The following is a 17,320-nucleotide window of genomic DNA, read 5'->3' as shown; positions in this document are numbered from 1 at the left end:
CAAGGAGTGATTGTGACCATTATTTACGGCCACCGCGGCGCCAAGGGCGAAGCACCGGAAAACACCCTCACCAGCTTTCAGGAATGCCTCAAACACGGCGTCAAACGCTGCGAACTGGACCTGCATCTGTCCCGCGACGGCGAGCTGATGGTGATCCACGACCCGACGCTCAAGCGCACCACCGACCGGCGCGGCAAGGTCGTCGAACACGATGCCGCCGATCTGGTCACCTACGACGCGCGCAAGGGCGGACCGGGCTGGGTGCAGCCCTGCCCCATTCCTCGTCTGGAAGAACTGTTCGAACAGTGCCCCTTCGACCACTGGCAGCTGGAAGTCAAAAGCGCGTCGCGCACCCGTGCGGCGACGACCGTGCTGGCCATCCGCGAAATGGCTCAGCGCCACGGGTTGCTGGACAAAGTAACCATCACGTCGAGTTCCCGGGAAGTGCTGCGCGCAGCTTTGGAGCTGACGCCGGACATCTCACGCGGGCTGGTGGCCGAATACGCCTGGCTCGACCCGCTGAAAGTGGCTCAGGGGTATGGCTGCGAAATCCTCGCGCTGAACTGGACGCTGTGCACGCCAGAGCGCCTGAAGAAAGCACAGAATCAGGGCCTGCACGTGTCTGTCTGGACAGTCAATGAGCCCGCGCTCATGCGCAGGCTCGCTGACTTCGGCGTTGACAGCCTGATTACAGACTTTCCCGGTTTGGCCAGCGCCACCCTTGGGAAGTACTGAAATCGGTCTCCCCGGCCGGCTCAGGCCACCGGCCGGAGCCGCTCAAAAAAGCCGGTTAAGGCCGTCGTACGCCGCTACCCGATAAGCCTCGGCCATGGTCGGGTAGTTGAACGTGGTGTTGACGAAGTACTTGAGGGTGTTCGCCTCGCCCGGCTGATTCATGATCGCCTGACCGATGTGCACAATCTCCGATGCCTGGTCGCCAAAGCAGTGCACGCCCAGGATCTGCAGGGTTTCCCGGTGGAACAGGATTTTCAACATGCCGACCGGCTCGTGGGAAATCTGCGCGCGGGCCATGCTCTTGAAAAACGCCTTGCCCACTTCGTACGGCACTTTTGCGATGGTGAGGTCGTGTTCGTTCTGACCGATGGAGCTGATCTCGGGAATGGTGTAGATCCCGGTCGGCACATCGTTGACGAAGCGCCACGCACCGTTGTCGACCGCGCTGCCCGACGCCGAACGACCCTGGTCATAAGCTGCGCTGGCCAGACTCGGCCAGCCAATCACGTCGCCGGCGCCATAAATGTTCGGCTGGCTGGTGCGGTAGGCTTCGTCGACATCGATCTGTCCACGACCGTTGGCCTTGATGCCGACGTTCTCCAGACCCAGCTTGTCGGTGTTGCCGGTACGGCCGTTACACCACAGCAAAGCGTCGGCCTTGACCTTCTTGCCGGACTTGAGGTGCAGAATCACGCCGTTGTCCAGCCCTTCAACGCGCTCGTATTCTTCGTTGTGGCGAACCATCACGTTGTTGTTGCTGAAGTGATAGCTCAGGCCCCGCGAGATTTCCGAGTCGAGGAAGCTCAGCAACTGGTCACGGTTGTCGATCAGTTCGATCTCGACGCCGAGACCGCTGAAAATCGACGCGTATTCGCAGCCGATGACGCCTGCGCCGTAGATGATCAGTTTGCGTGGTGTGTGACCGAGGCTGAGGATGGTGTCGCTGTCGTAGATGCGCTTGTGGGAAAAATCGATATCGGCCGGGCGATAAGGCCGCGAGCCGGTGGCGATGATGATCTGATTGGCGACCAGTTTTTCCACGATTCCGGTGTTGCAGACCACGTCGATGCTGCGCTCGTCGGCAAAGCTGCCGGTGCCGAAGAACACGTCGACACGGTTGCGGGCGTAGTAACCGGTGCGCGACGCCACTTGCTTGCTGATGACCCTCTCGGCGTTCTTCAGAACGTCCGGGAAGGAAAACCAGCGTGGCTCACCGATGGCGCGGAACATCGGGTTGGTGTTGAACTGGATGATCTGTTTGACCGAGTGACGCAGGGCCTTCGACGGGATCGTGCCCAGGTGGGTGCAGTTGCCGCCGACCTGCCGGCGGCTGTCGACCATTGCGACCTTGCGCCCGGCCTTGGCAGCGTTCATCGCCGCGCCTTCACCCGCCGGGCCCGAACCCAGCACTACCACGTCGTAGTTGTAGACAGCCATGCGTACTCCTCAGAACTGGCCGAGACACCACTCTGGTGCCTCTGGCTGAATCATGCCGCCGCGGGCGGCATGAAGGATCGAAACTCGCGGCGCAGTCTAGTCTCAACGAGGACAAACGACCATTAACCCTTGGTCGCGTCCCCCGGCAGACTTCTCTGCGCAGTCGCGGGTCGAGTGCTGGAAACCTCACTCGACCGCCGAATTGCTGCGGATGATAAATCCCTTGCGTGACGAATCCTAAAAAAATCGCACGCCCAGGCATCTGCCTTTGCCCTGGCCTGAGGAATTACTCGGCCAGATGCAGAAACAACCGCTGCGCCAGTTCCTTGCCGATGGCGCTGCGATAAATGCTCACCACTTCCTTGTTGTCCTTGGCGGCCTTGAGCATCGCGCTGTAACCCATAAGCCGCTGTTCCGGGAGTTTAAGGTGCGCGGCAGTGAAGGCATCCGCCGCCGCGTGCTCAGTGGCGTAGTGAAAATGCGCCCACCACAGGAGGTGGTCGTCCTTGTCGCGGATCGCATACTCCTGCACAAAATCGTTGCGACGGGCCCCCGACATGTTTTTCCTCCCCTCCACCCGGGCGATGTGCACCTCGTGCTGGCGATCCAGATAACTGATGCGACTGGCCGTCGGCGGCTGGCGCTTGATCATCTCGATACGCAGCTGGCGCCCCTGCTCGCGAAACCGCGACTGGCCCGCCTGCAAATCGTCGAGCACCGCCTGCAGCGACCGAGCGCCGTCCTCTCCCGCATCGGGGTCGTCCAGATGGATCTGCAGTTTTTCCACCAGCTCGCCAAGCTTGTCGGCCTTCTGCACCAGGATGTCTTCCATGTCCTCGGGCTCGTTGGCACGGCGTGACTGACGCACCGCGCTGGCAATCTCGGGCTCCACCCGTTCCAGCAGGGCGCGGCTTCGACGCATGAGCTCTGCCAGTGGAACGATGCTGTCGCGATTGACCGGCTTGCGTGGCTGCTCCTCAATTTCGACCCATTCCCCCTCCGCATGCTGGTGGTACGCGCCGACCACGCGATCACCGGTGGCCGCCTTGACCTCAACGACTTCACCCAGTGAGGGCTCTTCGCCTTCACGCAGTCGGCCGATCAATGTGCGCTGCCCTCGGGTCTTGATGACTCGCTTGCGAGTCTGCCTGACCCTCGGGACATATTCCGCAGGCGTATCGGCGGGTTCCTCGCTCTCGCGTATCAGGGCCGACAGCCGATGCTCGGCCCGATCGGAAATCGCCGACAGGTCTTCGAAAAACCGGTGAAAGTGCGTGGGATTGACCACCTCGGGCTCACTCTCGAAGGTGGCCAGGGCGACGATCGAGGCCCGGTCATACTCCCTGAGCGAGCTCTCCAGCACGCCGATCTGTTCAGCGATCGTGTAATCGTGAGGCCTTTCCAGCTCCGCCTGGGAGGTGAGTGCGGCGTGCAGCGAGTCGTCGTCGAGCAGACGCTTGAACCTGACAGCTCTTTGGGTATCGAGGACGCTCTCGGCACTGAAACACAACTCCAGGGACGACCACATGCGACTGGCGCGCCAATCAATCAGGGAGAACATGCGGTTGTTGTAGAACTCCAGCGCCTCCGTACGCCAGTAGGCCTCGCCCACCTTTGGCACCTCGCGCAACCTTTGCCACAGCCCCTCTCTGATCATCGCCCAGTGCACGCCGCTCTCTTGCAGCACCAGGGACTTTTCGAACAACCCCAGATAAAGCCCCACATTCTCCGGCGAAACGGTTCTGGACACCGCGCGCATCCGGGCCAGGTCTTCTTGGGCCACGACGAGCATGTCGCTGAGCAGCACGCCCTCCAGCAAACAAATCCGCCGGGCGATGCCTTGCAGGTCCGTGGCATAGGTTTTGTCCGGGGTGCGGTCGGCAGGACGCAGCGACTGGTCGAGCTCGTTTTTGCGGTCAATGATCTCCATCACGGCACGGACGTCTGTCTCGATCAGCGCAATGACCTCGTGGTGCTGTTCGAGGGGCGTGGCATCAATGCGGTTGTCGTTCGCCACAATGCGAATGTACAGATCGTTCTGACGCTTCAGCAGCTCGGACTTCTCGGCGTTGACGCGCTTGAGCCGGGCGGCATTTTCCAGGGCCAACTGCCGGGCGCTGCGCTTGGGCCCTCCGCCACGCAGTCGCAGCCCGAGGTCCAGACGCCACACATCACCCTCGCGCATCAGCCATGGCCCGGTGCGTTCAAGGTTGTGGGGATGAACAATCTGCACGTCACCATCATCGACCTGAACCCTGAAGACGGCGTTGTCGACGTGGGCATACCAGGCGCCGTCCTGCTCATACAGACCGTGGGTGCCAGGAGCGTCCGACGGCTGCGGCAGCTCGGGCGTCGGCAGAATTTCGAACGACCGCAGCGCGAGCTTCTGCACCGTAGTCAGGCTCTGATCGGGTCGAGACCAGGTGAAGTCGAGCCGGTTTTCAAGGTTGGCCGGCATGGCAACAGGATCAGGCGCGGGGGCCGGAATGATCGGGGTCGACGCGCTTGAAGCGCTTGAAGGCGTCGACGCCGCTGTGAGCAGATCCGCCAGCGTCGGTCGCACAACCCGGGCAACGCGCTGGCGACCGGGGATGGCGGCCTCGCCCAGCGAGCTGTGCAACAGCAGCATCGCCACCGTCAGCAGCACGTTGCCCATGGATTCCCTGCGTTCGCTGGCAGTGGCATTGCCGTCTTCAGCCAGGGCCCCTTGGGTTTCGCTCATCAGTTGAACCAGCCACAGCGCGTGGCCGACCGGCCCCGACATGAAAGGCATGAGCGATTCCAGCGCCAGCCAGCCGCCACGTTTGAGCAGCGCCCAGCGGCTTTCGGCGTTGGAGGTGGACTGCCTGTCCGCCAGCTGGATCAGTGCGGACGCATTGGCCTTGAACAGCGCGACCAGCGGATCACCGACGACTTCGTCGACCGCCAGCTGTGCAGGCGCCGGCGTCTCCAGGGGCGCGAACTCCGACCCCTGGCCGAAGCGCACGACATGGGGCTGATCAAAGCCGCCATTGGCGTAGATCTGCCGTGCGTGATCGTCCATCCACGTCAGTACGTCGTCCTGAAGTTCGCCCGGCTCGACAATCGCGGTACGCAGCGCAGCCCAGGACGTGAACTCAGTCAGCGACTGGCGGGAAAACGGCCGGTACAGCAACACCGGTCCTCGGGTCGTATCGCGATCACCGATCACGAACATGTTGGCGACCTCATCCGCCTGGGACCCCGCCGTTGCGTGGAAGGCCAGCGGACGCAGGGTCGTGTTGCGCAGCGCTGGAGGGCGCTGCTGCGGCGGCTGCACGAGGGCGATAACGTGCTGATAGGCGCTGTCGCAGAAATGCCCTTCTCCACGCATTTTCAGCTCCAGCGCCTGCAGAGGCAGTTGAGCGCGAAGCTGGGCAATATACGCCCCCTGTCGCTTGGCGGACTCAACGGGGTCAGTCACCAACACCCGTTTCAGCAGCGCCGGATAGTGGCGCCCGATGTCCACCTGACACACGAGCAACCGCAGATAATCGCCACTGAACCAGTCCGGCGCCGGCGTGCCGTCCCTGTGCACGACGTGCAGCGCACCGGCCGGCTCGCCGGAAAGGTTTTCCAGCGCAAACTCGGCAAGGCTCATGCGTACGGGCTCGACCAGGCCTGAGGCGACCACTTGACCACCGCTGGGAATGGCAGCGGCGATCACTTTGCGGATAACTACGTCCAGATCGGCGATCAGCAGATCCGCGGCCTCCGGGTGATCGGCGAGCATTTCACGCTGCAGTTGCTGGCTGGCGTAATCCAGCAATGGCGGAAGGTCTTGGTTAAACGTGCCGGGTGCCCCCGACGCAGCGCTCGCCACGGCAATCATTCGACGGCTGAGATCCATTCGGTCGGCAACATTGGCGTTGCGCAACCAGTCCGGAAGCGTCTCGGGGCTTTGCATCCCGGGGACGGCCGGGAGCAGAAAAGGCGTGATGTCGGTGGCAGCGGCCATACGGCGATCGAGATCAGCAAAATCTTCCGCGTCGGCGGCGTCCAGCCGGGCGATCTGCTGCAGTTGATGGGCCAGTATCGACTGAGCCAGCGCGCAGAACAGATCACCCTCAACCTCGCGCAGCGCCCAGGCCTGGGGATGGGCGACGGACTGAGGAATATCGATGCTGGCTATCAGCTCAGTCAGCGAGCCATGCCTGACCAGGAGGCCCGGCGACTGCCAGGTGAAGAACATCTCCGTGCCGCCCCAGACACCGGTCGCCGCCAGCACGGGCAGCACTGACGCCGGTGACGAGGCGTCCACTGCCTGGGGGATGCAGGCGCGAATGACATCGTCCGGATGGGCCTTGTCCAGACTCACCATGAAATTGCGCTGGGTCTGATCGGAAAAAGAAGCGAGGGGACGCAGGAAATCCCCCTCGTTTTCGGGCAACCCCGGGGTGTCGTCCAGCGCCTTCAGATAACCCTTCTTCAACGCATCGGCGAGGCGTGCCCAGAGGGTTTGCCCGTCTGCCGCCGACGCGCCCCAGAATTCCACCGTCGCTCGCTGAAACTGGTCGTTCAGGTCCAGAGCAACTGTATCGACCAGGATATTCAGTTGGTCAAGATCGATTGGCGTCGCAGTCGCGTCCCGGACGGCGGGATCGATGACAAATGTGTTGGCGCCGGCGCGCCAGCGTGGGGTTTTCCTTGTCAGAAATGCCTGCTGAAGATTTTTGAGCAGGGTTTCCGCGCGCTGAATGCCGTCGGGTCCCGTACGGGTGATGACGGAAATCTCGGGATCGATTTCAAGGTTCGGGAATTGTTGTTGCACTGCGCAATGCAGCTGCTTGATCGCGACGTCATTCAGGGTCGGTCGCCGGGAAGCCGCAGCAATCAGGTCAAATTTCGGGCTCATTTGCCGGTTAACTCGTGCAAGGGATTGAGGATCTCTCAGGGGCCTGTCAGGCACTGAGAGAATTTGCGGGGAGTTAAACCGGGAATGAGCCCATCGATGGGATACATAAATATTGTTTTCGCGTGGGCGCAGCGGGAGGTCCGTGGTCGATGGGCGGGGCGTTCTGATTGCCAACCGCCAGCTTTACACATATCGTTACAAATCTGGGGCGCCCGAGGCCAAGCGCGGGCGCCGCAGCAGAGGACGCATAAATACAACGGATCCCCCCAGCTAGACAGCTTAAGTGAGTAATTCCAGATGGCCTCGAACACGGGCAAAGGCAAGGCGATATTTCGCGTTGTGAGCGGCAACTTCCTTGAAATGTTTGACTTCATGGTCTATGGCTTTTACGCCACGGCCATCGCCAAAACCTTCTTCCCCGCCGACAGTGAATTCGCATCGTTGATGCTGTCGCTGGCGACCTTTGGCGCCGGCTTTCTCATGCGCCCGCTGGGTGCCATTTTCCTCGGCGCCTACATCGACCATCACGGCCGGAAAAAAGGCCTGGTGATTACGCTGGCGATGATGGCCATGGGTACGGTGCTGATTGCCTGCGTGCCGGGTTACGCGACCCTGGGCGTTGCTGCACCGATCCTGGTGTTGATTGGCCGCCTGCTGCAAGGCTTCTCGGCCGGGGTTGAACTGGGCGGCGTCTCGGTTTATCTGGCGGAGATTTCCACGCCGGGCCGCAAGGGCTTCTTCGTCAGCTGGCAGTCGGCTAGCCAACAGGCCGCGGTGGTTTTCGCCGGTCTGCTGGGCGTCGGCCTGAACCACTGGCTGAGCCCGGAAGACATGGGCCAATGGGGCTGGCGCGTGCCGTTCCTGATTGGCTGCCTGATCGTTCCGGCGATCTTCGTGATCCGCCGTTCCCTCGAAGAAACCCCTGAGTTCGAAGCCCGCGCGCAACACCACCGCCCAAGCCTGGGCGAAGTGGTCAAGTCGATTGGTCAGAACTTCGGTCTGGTCATCGCCGGCATGGCGCTGGTGGTCATGACCACCGTGTCGTTCTACCTGATCACCGCCTATACCCCGACGTTCGGCAAAAACGAGCTGCACCTGTCTGATCTGGACAGCTTGCTGGTGACCGTCTGCGTCGGTATCTCGAACTTCATCTGGCTGCCGGTTATGGGTGCGCTGTCGGACCGGATCGGCCGCAAGCCCCTGCTGCTGGCGGCGACCATTCTGGCGATCATCACGGCGTACCCTGCCCTGTCCTGGCTGACCGCCAACCCGAGCTTCGGCAACCTGCTGATGGTCGAGCTGTGGCTGTCCTTCCTGTACGGCTCGTACAACGGCGCGATGGTGGTTTCCCTGACCGAAATCATGCCGGTCGAAGTACGCACCACCGGCTTCTCCCTGGCCTACAGCCTGGCGACTGCGACGTTCGGCGGCTTCACGCCGGCGGCCTGTACTTACCTGATTCACGTGCTGGACAATAAAGCCGCACCGGGCATCTGGCTGAGCGGTGCGGCGGTGCTGGGCCTGATCGCCACGCTGGTGCTGTTCCGCAAGGGTCAGACGCGGATTCAGGGTGTGACAGCGGTCGGCTGATCGCCGAGAGCTATAAGCGACAAGCGGCAAGCGGCAAGCTTCAAGCAGCAAGTAAAAACAAAAACGCCCCGAACCAGTCGGGGCGTTTTTTTACTTCGCAGTTCAGCTTGCAGCTTGCAGCTTGCAGCTTGCGGCTTAGCGCTTGCCGCTGCTTTCAACCTACTTCGGGAACGCTGGCGGGTTGACCCCGGTCATTTCTTCCATCACGCGGACCACTTGGCAGCTGTAGCCGAATTCGTTGTCGTACCAGACGTACAGCACAACGCGGTTATCCATGGCGATGGTCGCTTCGGCATCCACCACACCGGCGTAACGCGAGCCGACGAAGTCGGTGGAGACCACTTCCAGGGAGTTCACGAAGTCGATCTGTTTGTGCAGATCCGAATACAGCGCAGTGTGGCGCAGGTACTCGTTCATCTCTTCGCGGGTGGTCGCAGTGCCCAGATTCAGGTTGAGGATGGCCATGGACACGTTTGGCGTTGGAACGCGGATCGCGTTGCCGGTCAGCTTGCCGGCCAGCTCGGGCAGGGCCTTGGCTGCAGCGGTGGCCGCACCGGTTTCGGTGATGACCATGTTCAGCGCAGCGCTGCGGCCACGGCGATCGCCCTTGTGGAAGTTGTCGATCAGGTTCTGGTCGTTGGTGTACGAGTGAACCGTTTCGACGTGACCGTTGACGATGCCGAACTTGTCGTTGACTGCCTTGAGCACCGGCACGATGGCGTTGGTGGTGCAGGACGCCGCCGAGATGATCTTGTCATCAGCGGTGATCTGCTGATGGTTGATGCCGTGCACGATGTTCTTCAGTTTGCCCTTGCCCGGCGCAGTCAGAACCACGCGGTCGATGCCCGGGCATTGCAGGTGCTGGCCCAGGCCCTCGGCATCGCGCCACACACCGGTGTTGTCGACCAGCAGCGCGTCCTTGATACCGTACTGGGTGTAATCCACCTCGGCCGGGTTCTTGGCGTAGATCACCTGAATCAGGTTGCCGTTGGCGCAAATGGTGTTGTTGGCTTCATCGATGGTGATGGTGCCGTCGAAAGGACCGTGGACCGAGTCGCGGCGCAGCAGGCTCGCGCGCTTGACCAGATCGTTTTCAGCGCCCTTGCGGACCACGATGGCGCGCAGACGCAGGCCGTCGCCGCCACCGGTTTTTTCGATCAGGATGCGTGCCAGCAGACGACCGATGCGGCCGAAGCCGTACAGTACGACGTCAGTGCCCTTGCGCTCACCGGAATTCTGCTGACCGATGACCTCGGCCATTTCTTCGCGGATGAACTCTTCAGGGGTGCGGCCATTGGCCTCGGCCTTGTACTTCACCGCCAGCTTGCCCAGGTCCACGGAAGCGGCGCCCAGCTTGAGCTCGCTCATGGCTTTGACGAGGGGGAACGTCTCGTGTACGGACAACTCGCTGGCGTCAGCCTGGCGGTGACGCGCAAAGCGGTGTGCTTTGAGAATCGCGATGACTGAACGGTTGATCAGGCTGCGGCCATAGATCGAACTCACCACATTATTATTGCGGTAGAGCTGACCGATAAGCGGGATCATCGCCTCGGCGAGGGCTTCACGATCGATCCATTCACCAAGACACTGGTCGGGCTTCTGAGTCACGGGAACCTTCCACATGTAGGGGCTGAAAAAAGGGACTACATTATGCACAGGCCTTTGTTTATGAGCAATCCAGACTTTTCACGACCTGGAGCACTACATAATTCCCGGCGCACAAAACTGACAGCGTCTCTGCGGATTAGTTACACTCCCCGGCTTTGCCGCAACGCCTGGAGCTTTAACTTCCGTGCCCGTTCTGCGCCTTCCGATTCTGCCTGCTGCAGCAGGCAAACAACATTGGGGTAACCTCCCCGGTGCCGCCCTGAGTCTCGCCATCGCCGAGGCTGCCAGCGCCGCGAAACGCTTCACCCTGCTGCTCACCGCAGACAGCCAGAGCGCCGAGCGACTGGAACAGGAACTGAAGTTTTTTGCCCCTGATCTCCCGGTCTTGCATTTCCCCGATTGGGAAACCCTGCCCTACGACCTGTTCTCGCCCCATCAGGACATCATCTCCCAGCGCATTGCCAGCCTGTACCGGCTGCCGGAGCTGGTGCACGGCGTGCTGGTGGTGCCGATCACCACGGCCCTGCACCGTCTGGCGCCGACCAGTTTCCTGCTCGGCAGCAGCCTGGTGCTCGACGTCGGCCAGAAGCTCGACGTCGATGCCATGCGCACCCGCCTTGAAGCCAGCGGCTATCGCTACGTCGACACGGTGTATGAGCATGGCGAGTTCACCGTCCGTGGCGCGCTGATCGACCTGTTCCCGATGGGCAGCAAACTGCCTTACCGCATCGACCTGTTCGATGACGAGATCGAAACCCTGCGCACCTTCGAGCCGGAAACCCAGCGCTCCATCGACAAGGTCGATTCGGTGCGTCTGTTGCCGGCGAAGGAATTCCCGCTGCAGAAGGAAGCCGTGACCCGCTTCAAGGCGCGCTTCCGCGAACGCTTCGACGTCGACTTCCGCCGCAGCCCGATCTTCCAGGACTTGAACAGCGGCATCACCCCCGCCGGTATCGAGTACTACATCCCGCTGTTCTTCGAAGAAACCTCCACGCTGTTCGACTACCTGCCCCAGGACACCCAGGTGTTCTCGATGCCGGGGATCGAAGCGGCGGCCGAGACGTTCTGGAAGGACGTGCGCAACCGTTACGAAGAACGCCGTGTCGATCCTGAGCGCCCGTTGCTGCCACCGGCCGAGCTGTTCCTGCCGGTGGACGACTGTTTCGCCCGCCTGAAAAACTGGCCGCGTGTGGTCGCCAGTCAGGACGACGTCGAAAGCGGCGTTGGCCGCGAGCGTTTTCCGGCGCAGGTCCTGCCTGATCTGGCGATCGAAGCCAAGGCAAGTCAACCGCTGGCGGCGCTGTCGAAGTTCCTCGGCGAGTTCCCGGGACGCGTGCTGTTTACGGCCGAATCCGCCGGTCGCCGTGAAGTGTTGCTGGAGCTGCTCGAACGCCTGAAGCTGCGCCCGAAAACCCTGGACAGCTGGCAGGAGTTCGTCGACAGCAAGGAGCGTCTGGCGATCACCATCGCGCCGCTGGACGAAGGCCTGGTGCTGGAGGAGCCGGCGCTGGCGCTGGTGGCAGAAAGCCCGTTGTTCGGTCAGCGGGTCATGCAGCGTCGTCGGCGCGACAAGCGCGCCGACAGCCACGCCAGCGACGCGGTGATCAAAAACCTCGCCGAGCTGCGTGAAGGCGCGCCGGTGGTGCACATCGATCACGGGGTCGGCCGTTATCTGGGGCTGGCAACGCTGGAGGTCGAGAATCAGGTCGCCGAGTTCCTGATGCTGGCCTACGCCGAAGAGGCCAAGCTGTACGTGCCGGTGGCCAACCTGCACCTGATCGCCCGCTACACCGGCAGCGATGACGAGCTTGCGCCTTTGCACCGTCTGGGTTCGGAAGCCTGGCAGAAAGCCAAGCGCAAGGCCGCCGAACAGGTCCGCGACGTGGCCGCCGAGCTGCTCGACATCTATGCCCGCCGCGCAGCCCGCGAAGGGTATGCCTTCGCCGATCCGAAGCTGGACTACGACACCTTCAGCGCCGGCTTCCCGTTCGAAGAAACCCCGGATCAGCAGACCACCATCGAGGCCGTGCGCGCCGACATGCTCGCGCCCAAGCCCATGGACCGGCTGGTCTGTGGCGACGTCGGCTTCGGCAAGACCGAAGTGGCCATGCGCGCGGCGTTCATTGCCGTGCACGGCGGCCGCCAGGTGGCGATTCTGGTGCCGACCACCCTCCTCGCCCAGCAGCACTACAACAGTTTCCGCGATCGTTTCGCTGACTGGCCGGTGACGGTTGAAGTGATGAGCCGCTTCAAGTCGGCGAAAGAGATCAACGCCGCCGTGGCCGATCTGGCCGAGGGCAAGATCGACATCGTTATCGGCACCCACAAGTTGCTCCAGGACGACGTCAAGATCAAAAACCTCGGGCTGGTGATCATCGACGAAGAGCACCGCTTCGGTGTGCGTCAGAAGGAACAGCTCAAGGCCCTGCGCAGTGAGGTCGACATTCTGACCCTCACCGCCACGCCGATCCCGCGGACCCTGAACATGGCCGTGGCCGGCATGCGTGACCTGTCGATCATCGCCACGCCGCCGGCCCGTCGTCTGTCGGTGCGCACCTTCGTGATGGAGCAGAACAAGCCGACCGTGAAAGAGGCGTTGCTGCGTGAGTTGCTGCGCGGCGGTCAGGTGTACTACCTGCACAACGATGTGAAGACCATCGAGAAATGCGCCGCAGACCTGGCCGAACTGGTGCCGGAAGCGCGCATCGGCATCGGCCACGGCCAGATGCACGAACGTGATCTCGAACAGGTGATGAGCGACTTCTACCACAAGCGCTTCAACGTGCTGATCGCCTCGACCATCATCGAGACCGGCATCGACGTGCCGAGCGCCAACACCATCATCATCGAACGTGCCGACAAATTCGGTCTGGCCCAGCTGCATCAGTTGCGCGGCCGGGTCGGGCGCAGTCACCACCAGGCCTACGCCTACCTGCTGACGCCGCCGCGCAAGCAGATCACCCCGGATGCCGAGAAGCGTCTGGAGGCGATCGCCAACACCCAAGACCTCGGCGCAGGCTTCGTGCTCGCCACCAACGACCTGGAAATCCGTGGCGCCGGCGAACTGCTCGGCGACGGCCAGAGCGGGCAGATTCAAGCGGTGGGTTTCACCCTGTACATGGAAATGCTCGAACGCGCGGTGAAGTCGATCCGCAAGGGCGAGCAGCCGAACCTCGACCAGCCGCTGGGTGGCGGTCCCGAGGTCAATCTGCGGGTGCCGGGGCTGATTCCGGAAGCCTATTTGCCGGACGTCCATACGCGCCTGATTCTGTACAAGCGCATCGCCAACGCCGCCGATGAAGAGGGCCTCAAGGACCTGCAGGTCGAGATGATCGACCGCTTCGGTCTGTTGCCGGAACCCACCAAAAACCTGGTGCGGCTGACGTCCCTCAAGCTGAAGGCAGAGCAACTGGGCATCAAGAAGGTCGACGCCGGGCCCCAGGGTGGACGCATCGAGTTCGCGGCCGAGACCCCGGTCGACCCGCTGACGCTGATCAAGCTGATCCAGAGCCAGCCCAAACGCTACAAGTTCGAAGGCGCCACGCTGTTCAAATTCATGGTGCCGATGGAGCGCCCCGAAGAACGCTTTGCCACGCTGGAGGCGCTGTTCGAACGCCTGACCCCACCGCCTTCCAAAAAATCGGCTTAAGGATTCACCATGGGTTTGATCCGCTCCTTCACCCTGCTGCTGGTGCTGTTTGCCCCGGCGGCCTTCGCCGATGGCGCCTATCAGGTGGAACTGATCCTGTTCCGCCAGAACGGCGAGCCGGCGGCGACCAATCAACCCGCGCCGGAAAACTGGGCCGATGGGGCGCAGCGGCTGGGCACGGACAGCCAGACGCCCACAGCGCTGGACACCCTGGTGAACAAGCTGGAATCAAGCGACGGCTATAAAGTGCTGCTGCACACCGCCTGGCAACAGGACCTCAGCGCCACGCCGAGCAAGGTGGCGATCAGTGACGGTCAGGAGCAGTTCGGGCACTTCCCCATCGAGGGGACGGTGAGCCTGGGTCTGGCGCGCTTCACTGACATCGACGCGAATTTCTGGGTCAACCAGGTGGACAGTCATGGCGTGTTGGTGACCAGCGAACGCATGCGTCAGGCCACCCGGGTCAGAAACGGAGAACTTACTTACATGGACAACGGAAGCCTCGCCATGCTGATCAAGGTTTCTCCTGTCCAGCCACCCCGCTGACGCAGGCCTAGACGTGGCGTCCAACCTGGAAAAAGCCCTCGCCCTGCCGTGGGAACCCCTGTTCAAAACCCAGTCAGTCGAGCGGGGTCTGGAGTACGCGCGGCAGAAGCGCGTCATGCTCGACCACCTGAGCGGCGATGTCGTGCGCACAGTGTGCCGGGGTTCAAGCCTGGAGAACTACACCCAGACGCTGTTGTTCAAGGACCCGGAGCGCACGCGCAATTTCATCGTCGGCAAATGCACCTGCCCGGTCAGAAACAACTGCAAACACTGTGCGGCGGCGCTGTTCTTTTTGCAGGCCCCGGAAAACAGCCCCGGGATTCTGGCAGCGGTCGATGGCGAAGCGGTTGCGCGCAGGCCGAACGTCGTCGAGCAAAAACCCAAGTTGCCCGAGCGCCTGGAAAAGAACATCAAGCCCGAGCCGCGGTTGATTCTCGCCAGCTTCGAGTACAGCGCCTACGAGCCGCGCAACGGCAAGATGCAGCGGCACATCCAGCACCGCGCCGCCCTGGCGTTTCGCTATCGCGAATCCTATGTGTCCGGCGTGCCTGCCCCGGGCCGTGGCGGCGACATCCTCTGGCATTTGCCGGACGAGACGCTGCGCATGCGCCGGCATCCGGAGCGTGAAGGCGTGTACCGCAAACAGCTCCAGGAGCTGGGCTTTCGCATTGCCACCCGGCAGAGCAAGGCGCTACCGGACAGTGCTGGCGAAATGTTCGAGCTGCCGAACGACAAGGCTTGGCTGAGCTTCATTCTCGACGAGTTGCCCCGGTTGCGCGCCGAAGGCTGGCAGGTCGAGATGAGCGAAGACTTCGGCTTCGACGTGACCCCGGTGGACGACTGGTACGCCGTGGTCGACGACGAGCCGGAGCGCGACTGGTTCGATCTGGAGCTGGGGATCATCGTCAACGGCGAGCGGCTGAGCCTGCTGCCGATCCTGATCAACCTGCTGCGCACCCACCCGGAATTGATGACCGCCAGCGGCATCGCCAAGCGTCGGGACGACGAGCAGTTGCTGGTTCAGCTCAACCATTTCACTCAGCGTGGGGGCGTGCCGATTCAGGTGGCGCTGCCTTATGGCCGATTGAAACCGGTGCTGGCGACCCTCGGCGATTTCTACTGGCGCGAGGATGGCAACAACGCCATTCGCCTGAATACTGCGGACGCCGCGCGGCTCCGTCAGCTCGATGACTTGCCGCTGGTGTGGCAGGGCGGCGACCGGCTGCGGCAGTTCTCCGAACGACTGGTGAACATCAAGGATGTGCGCGGCGAGGTGCCGGAAGGCCTGAATGCGACGTTGCGGCCTTATCAGCTGGAGGGCCTGAGCTGGATGCAGGCGTTGCGCGAGCTGGAAGTCGGTGGCGTGCTCGCTGATGACATGGGCCTGGGCAAGACCCTGCAAACCCTGGCGCACCTGCTGCTGGAGAAACAGGCCGGGCGTCTCGATCGGCCGGCGCTGGTGGTGATGCCCACCAGCCTGATCCCCAACTGGATGGACGAGGCGAAGCACTTCACGCCGCAACTCAGGGTGCTGGCGCTGTTCGGCACCCAGCGCCATCAGGATTTCAAGCGCCTGCAGGATGTCGACCTGATCCTGACCACCTATGCCCTGCTTCCGCGCGACGTCGAAGTGCTCAGCCAGCAACTGTTTCATGTGTTGGTGCTTGATGAAGCGCAATACATCAAGAATCCCAATAGCAAAGCGGCGCAGGCGGCGCGTGAGTTGAATGCGCGGCAGCGTCTGTGCCTGAGCGGTACGCCGCTGGAAAACCACTTGGGCGAGTTGTGGTCGCTTTTCCATTTCCTGATGCCCGGCTGGCTGGGGGATGCCAAGCAGTTCAACAGCAATTACCGCACGCCGATCGAAAAGCTCGGCAACGAGGAGCGCCTGGAGCACCTCAATGCGCGGATCAAGCCATTCCTGCTGCGCCGGACCAAGGAGCAGGTGGCGACCGAGCTGCCGCCGAAGACCGAGATCGTGCATTGGGTCGAGCTCAATGACACCCAGCGCGATGTGTACGAAACCATGCGTCTGGCGATGGACAAGAAGGTCCGCGACGAGATCACCCGCAAGGGCGTCGGGCGCAGCCAGATCATTATCCTTGAAGCGTTGCTCAAGCTGCGTCAGGTCTGCTGTGACCTGCGGCTGGTCAACAGTGCGCCGGTCAATCCGCGGCAGTCGAGTTCGGGCAAGCTGGACAGCCTGATGGAGATGCTGGAGGAGTTGTTTGCGGAGAATCGCAAGATTCTGTTGTTTTCGCAGTTTACGTCGATGCTGGAGTTGATTGAGGCGGAGTTGAAGCAGCGCGGGATCGCGTATTCGCTGCTGACCGGGAAGACCAAGGACCGGCGGGTGCCGGTGCAGGATTTCCAGAGCGGCAAGCATTCGATTTTTCTGATCAGTCTGAAGGCGGGGGGCACGGGGCTGAATCTGACGGCGGCCGATACGGTGATTCACTATGATCCGTGGTGGAACCCTGCGGCGGAGAATCAGGCGACGGATCGGGCGTATCGGATTGGTCAGGATAAGCCGGTGTTCGTTTACAAGATGATTGCGCGGGGGACGGTGGAGGAGAAGATTCAGCATTTGCAGCAGGAGAAGGCGGCGCTGGCGGCGGGTGTGCTGGATGGGCGCAAGGCCGGGGACTGGAAGTTGCAGGATGAGGATATTGCGGCGTTGTTTGCGCCGTTGCCGGTGGTGGCCAAAAAGGTGAAGCGCTAAGGCAGCTTATTTTTTGGATCAAGAGCGTCTGCCTGGGGGCAGACTGTTTCGCCTTCGGCGAGTTACTTGGAAAAGCACCCCAAGTAACCAAGGGTGCTTGCTCCTGGTTGGGCCCTTCCTTCGTCAGGGTACCCTCACTCCGACGACGCTCCGTGGGCCC

Annotated in this window: 8 protein-coding genes; 5 read left to right on the top strand and 3 right to left on the bottom strand. The window is 62.2% G+C overall.

Annotated elements, in window-relative coordinates:
• Window positions 1-12: 12 nt before the first annotated feature.
• Window positions 13-735 carry a glycerophosphodiester phosphodiesterase gene (locus SLW75_RS00255; protein WP_065989601.1) on the top strand — a complete coding sequence of 241 codons (723 nt, stop codon included), beginning with the start codon at window positions 13-15 and terminating at the stop codon, window positions 733-735.
• Window positions 736-777: 42 nt separating this feature from the next.
• Here the strand turns inward: SLW75_RS00255 and sthA are convergent, their stop codons facing one another.
• Window positions 778-2,172, bottom strand: coding sequence for a Si-specific NAD(P)(+) transhydrogenase (sthA, locus tag SLW75_RS00250; protein ID WP_065989599.1), 1,395 nt, complete (start codon window positions 2,170-2,172; stop codon window positions 778-780).
• A 286-nt stretch (window positions 2,173-2,458) separates the two neighbouring features.
• The gene (locus tag SLW75_RS00245; protein WP_410933198.1) at window positions 2,459-7,045 is read right to left on the bottom strand and encodes a dermonecrotic toxin domain-containing protein; all 4,587 of its coding nucleotides are present in this window, start codon (window positions 7,043-7,045) and stop codon (window positions 2,459-2,461) included.
• A 297-nt stretch (window positions 7,046-7,342) separates the two neighbouring features.
• On the opposite strand from SLW75_RS00245, the gene SLW75_RS00240 reads away from it, so the two are divergent.
• Complete coding sequence (locus SLW75_RS00240; RefSeq protein WP_065989595.1) at window positions 7,343-8,635, top strand: MFS transporter; 1,293 nt, start codon at window positions 7,343-7,345, stop codon at window positions 8,633-8,635.
• A 159-nt stretch (window positions 8,636-8,794) separates the two neighbouring features.
• On the opposite strand, the gene SLW75_RS00235 is transcribed toward SLW75_RS00240, so the two are convergent.
• Window positions 8,795-10,258: a glyceraldehyde-3-phosphate dehydrogenase gene (locus SLW75_RS00235; RefSeq protein ID WP_065989594.1), complete on the bottom strand. Its 1,464-nt coding sequence runs from the start codon at window positions 10,256-10,258 to the stop codon at window positions 8,795-8,797.
• A 169-nt stretch (window positions 10,259-10,427) separates the two neighbouring features.
• Here SLW75_RS00235 and mfd point away from each other — a divergent pair, with 169 nt between their 5' ends.
• The 3 genes from mfd to SLW75_RS00220 are packed head-to-tail and all read left to right on the top strand — an operon-like array spanning window position 10,428 to window position 17,160.
• Entirely contained in the window at window positions 10,428-13,892 is a 3,465-nt protein-coding gene (mfd, locus tag SLW75_RS00230) for a transcription-repair coupling factor (protein WP_410933197.1), read from the top strand.
• Window positions 13,893-13,901: 9 nt separating this feature from the next.
• The gene (locus SLW75_RS00225; protein ID WP_410933196.1) at window positions 13,902-14,438 is read left to right on the top strand and encodes a CsiV family protein; all 537 of its coding nucleotides are present in this window, start codon (window positions 13,902-13,904) and stop codon (window positions 14,436-14,438) included.
• Between the two features lie 13 nt (window positions 14,439-14,451).
• A complete protein-coding gene (locus SLW75_RS00220; RefSeq protein ID WP_410933195.1) occupies window positions 14,452-17,160 on the top strand; it encodes a DEAD/DEAH box helicase in 2,709 nt (902 codons plus the stop codon).
• The last annotated feature ends 160 nt before the right edge of the window (window positions 17,161-17,320 follow it).

It is taken from the genome of Pseudomonas sp. W5-01 (assembly GCF_046540435.1).
Classification (GTDB): Bacteria; Pseudomonadota; Gammaproteobacteria; order Pseudomonadales; family Pseudomonadaceae; genus Aquipseudomonas; species Aquipseudomonas graminis_B.
The sequence above is the reverse complement of the archived record's forward strand: the minus strand, read 5'-3'. Positions and strand labels throughout refer to the sequence as shown.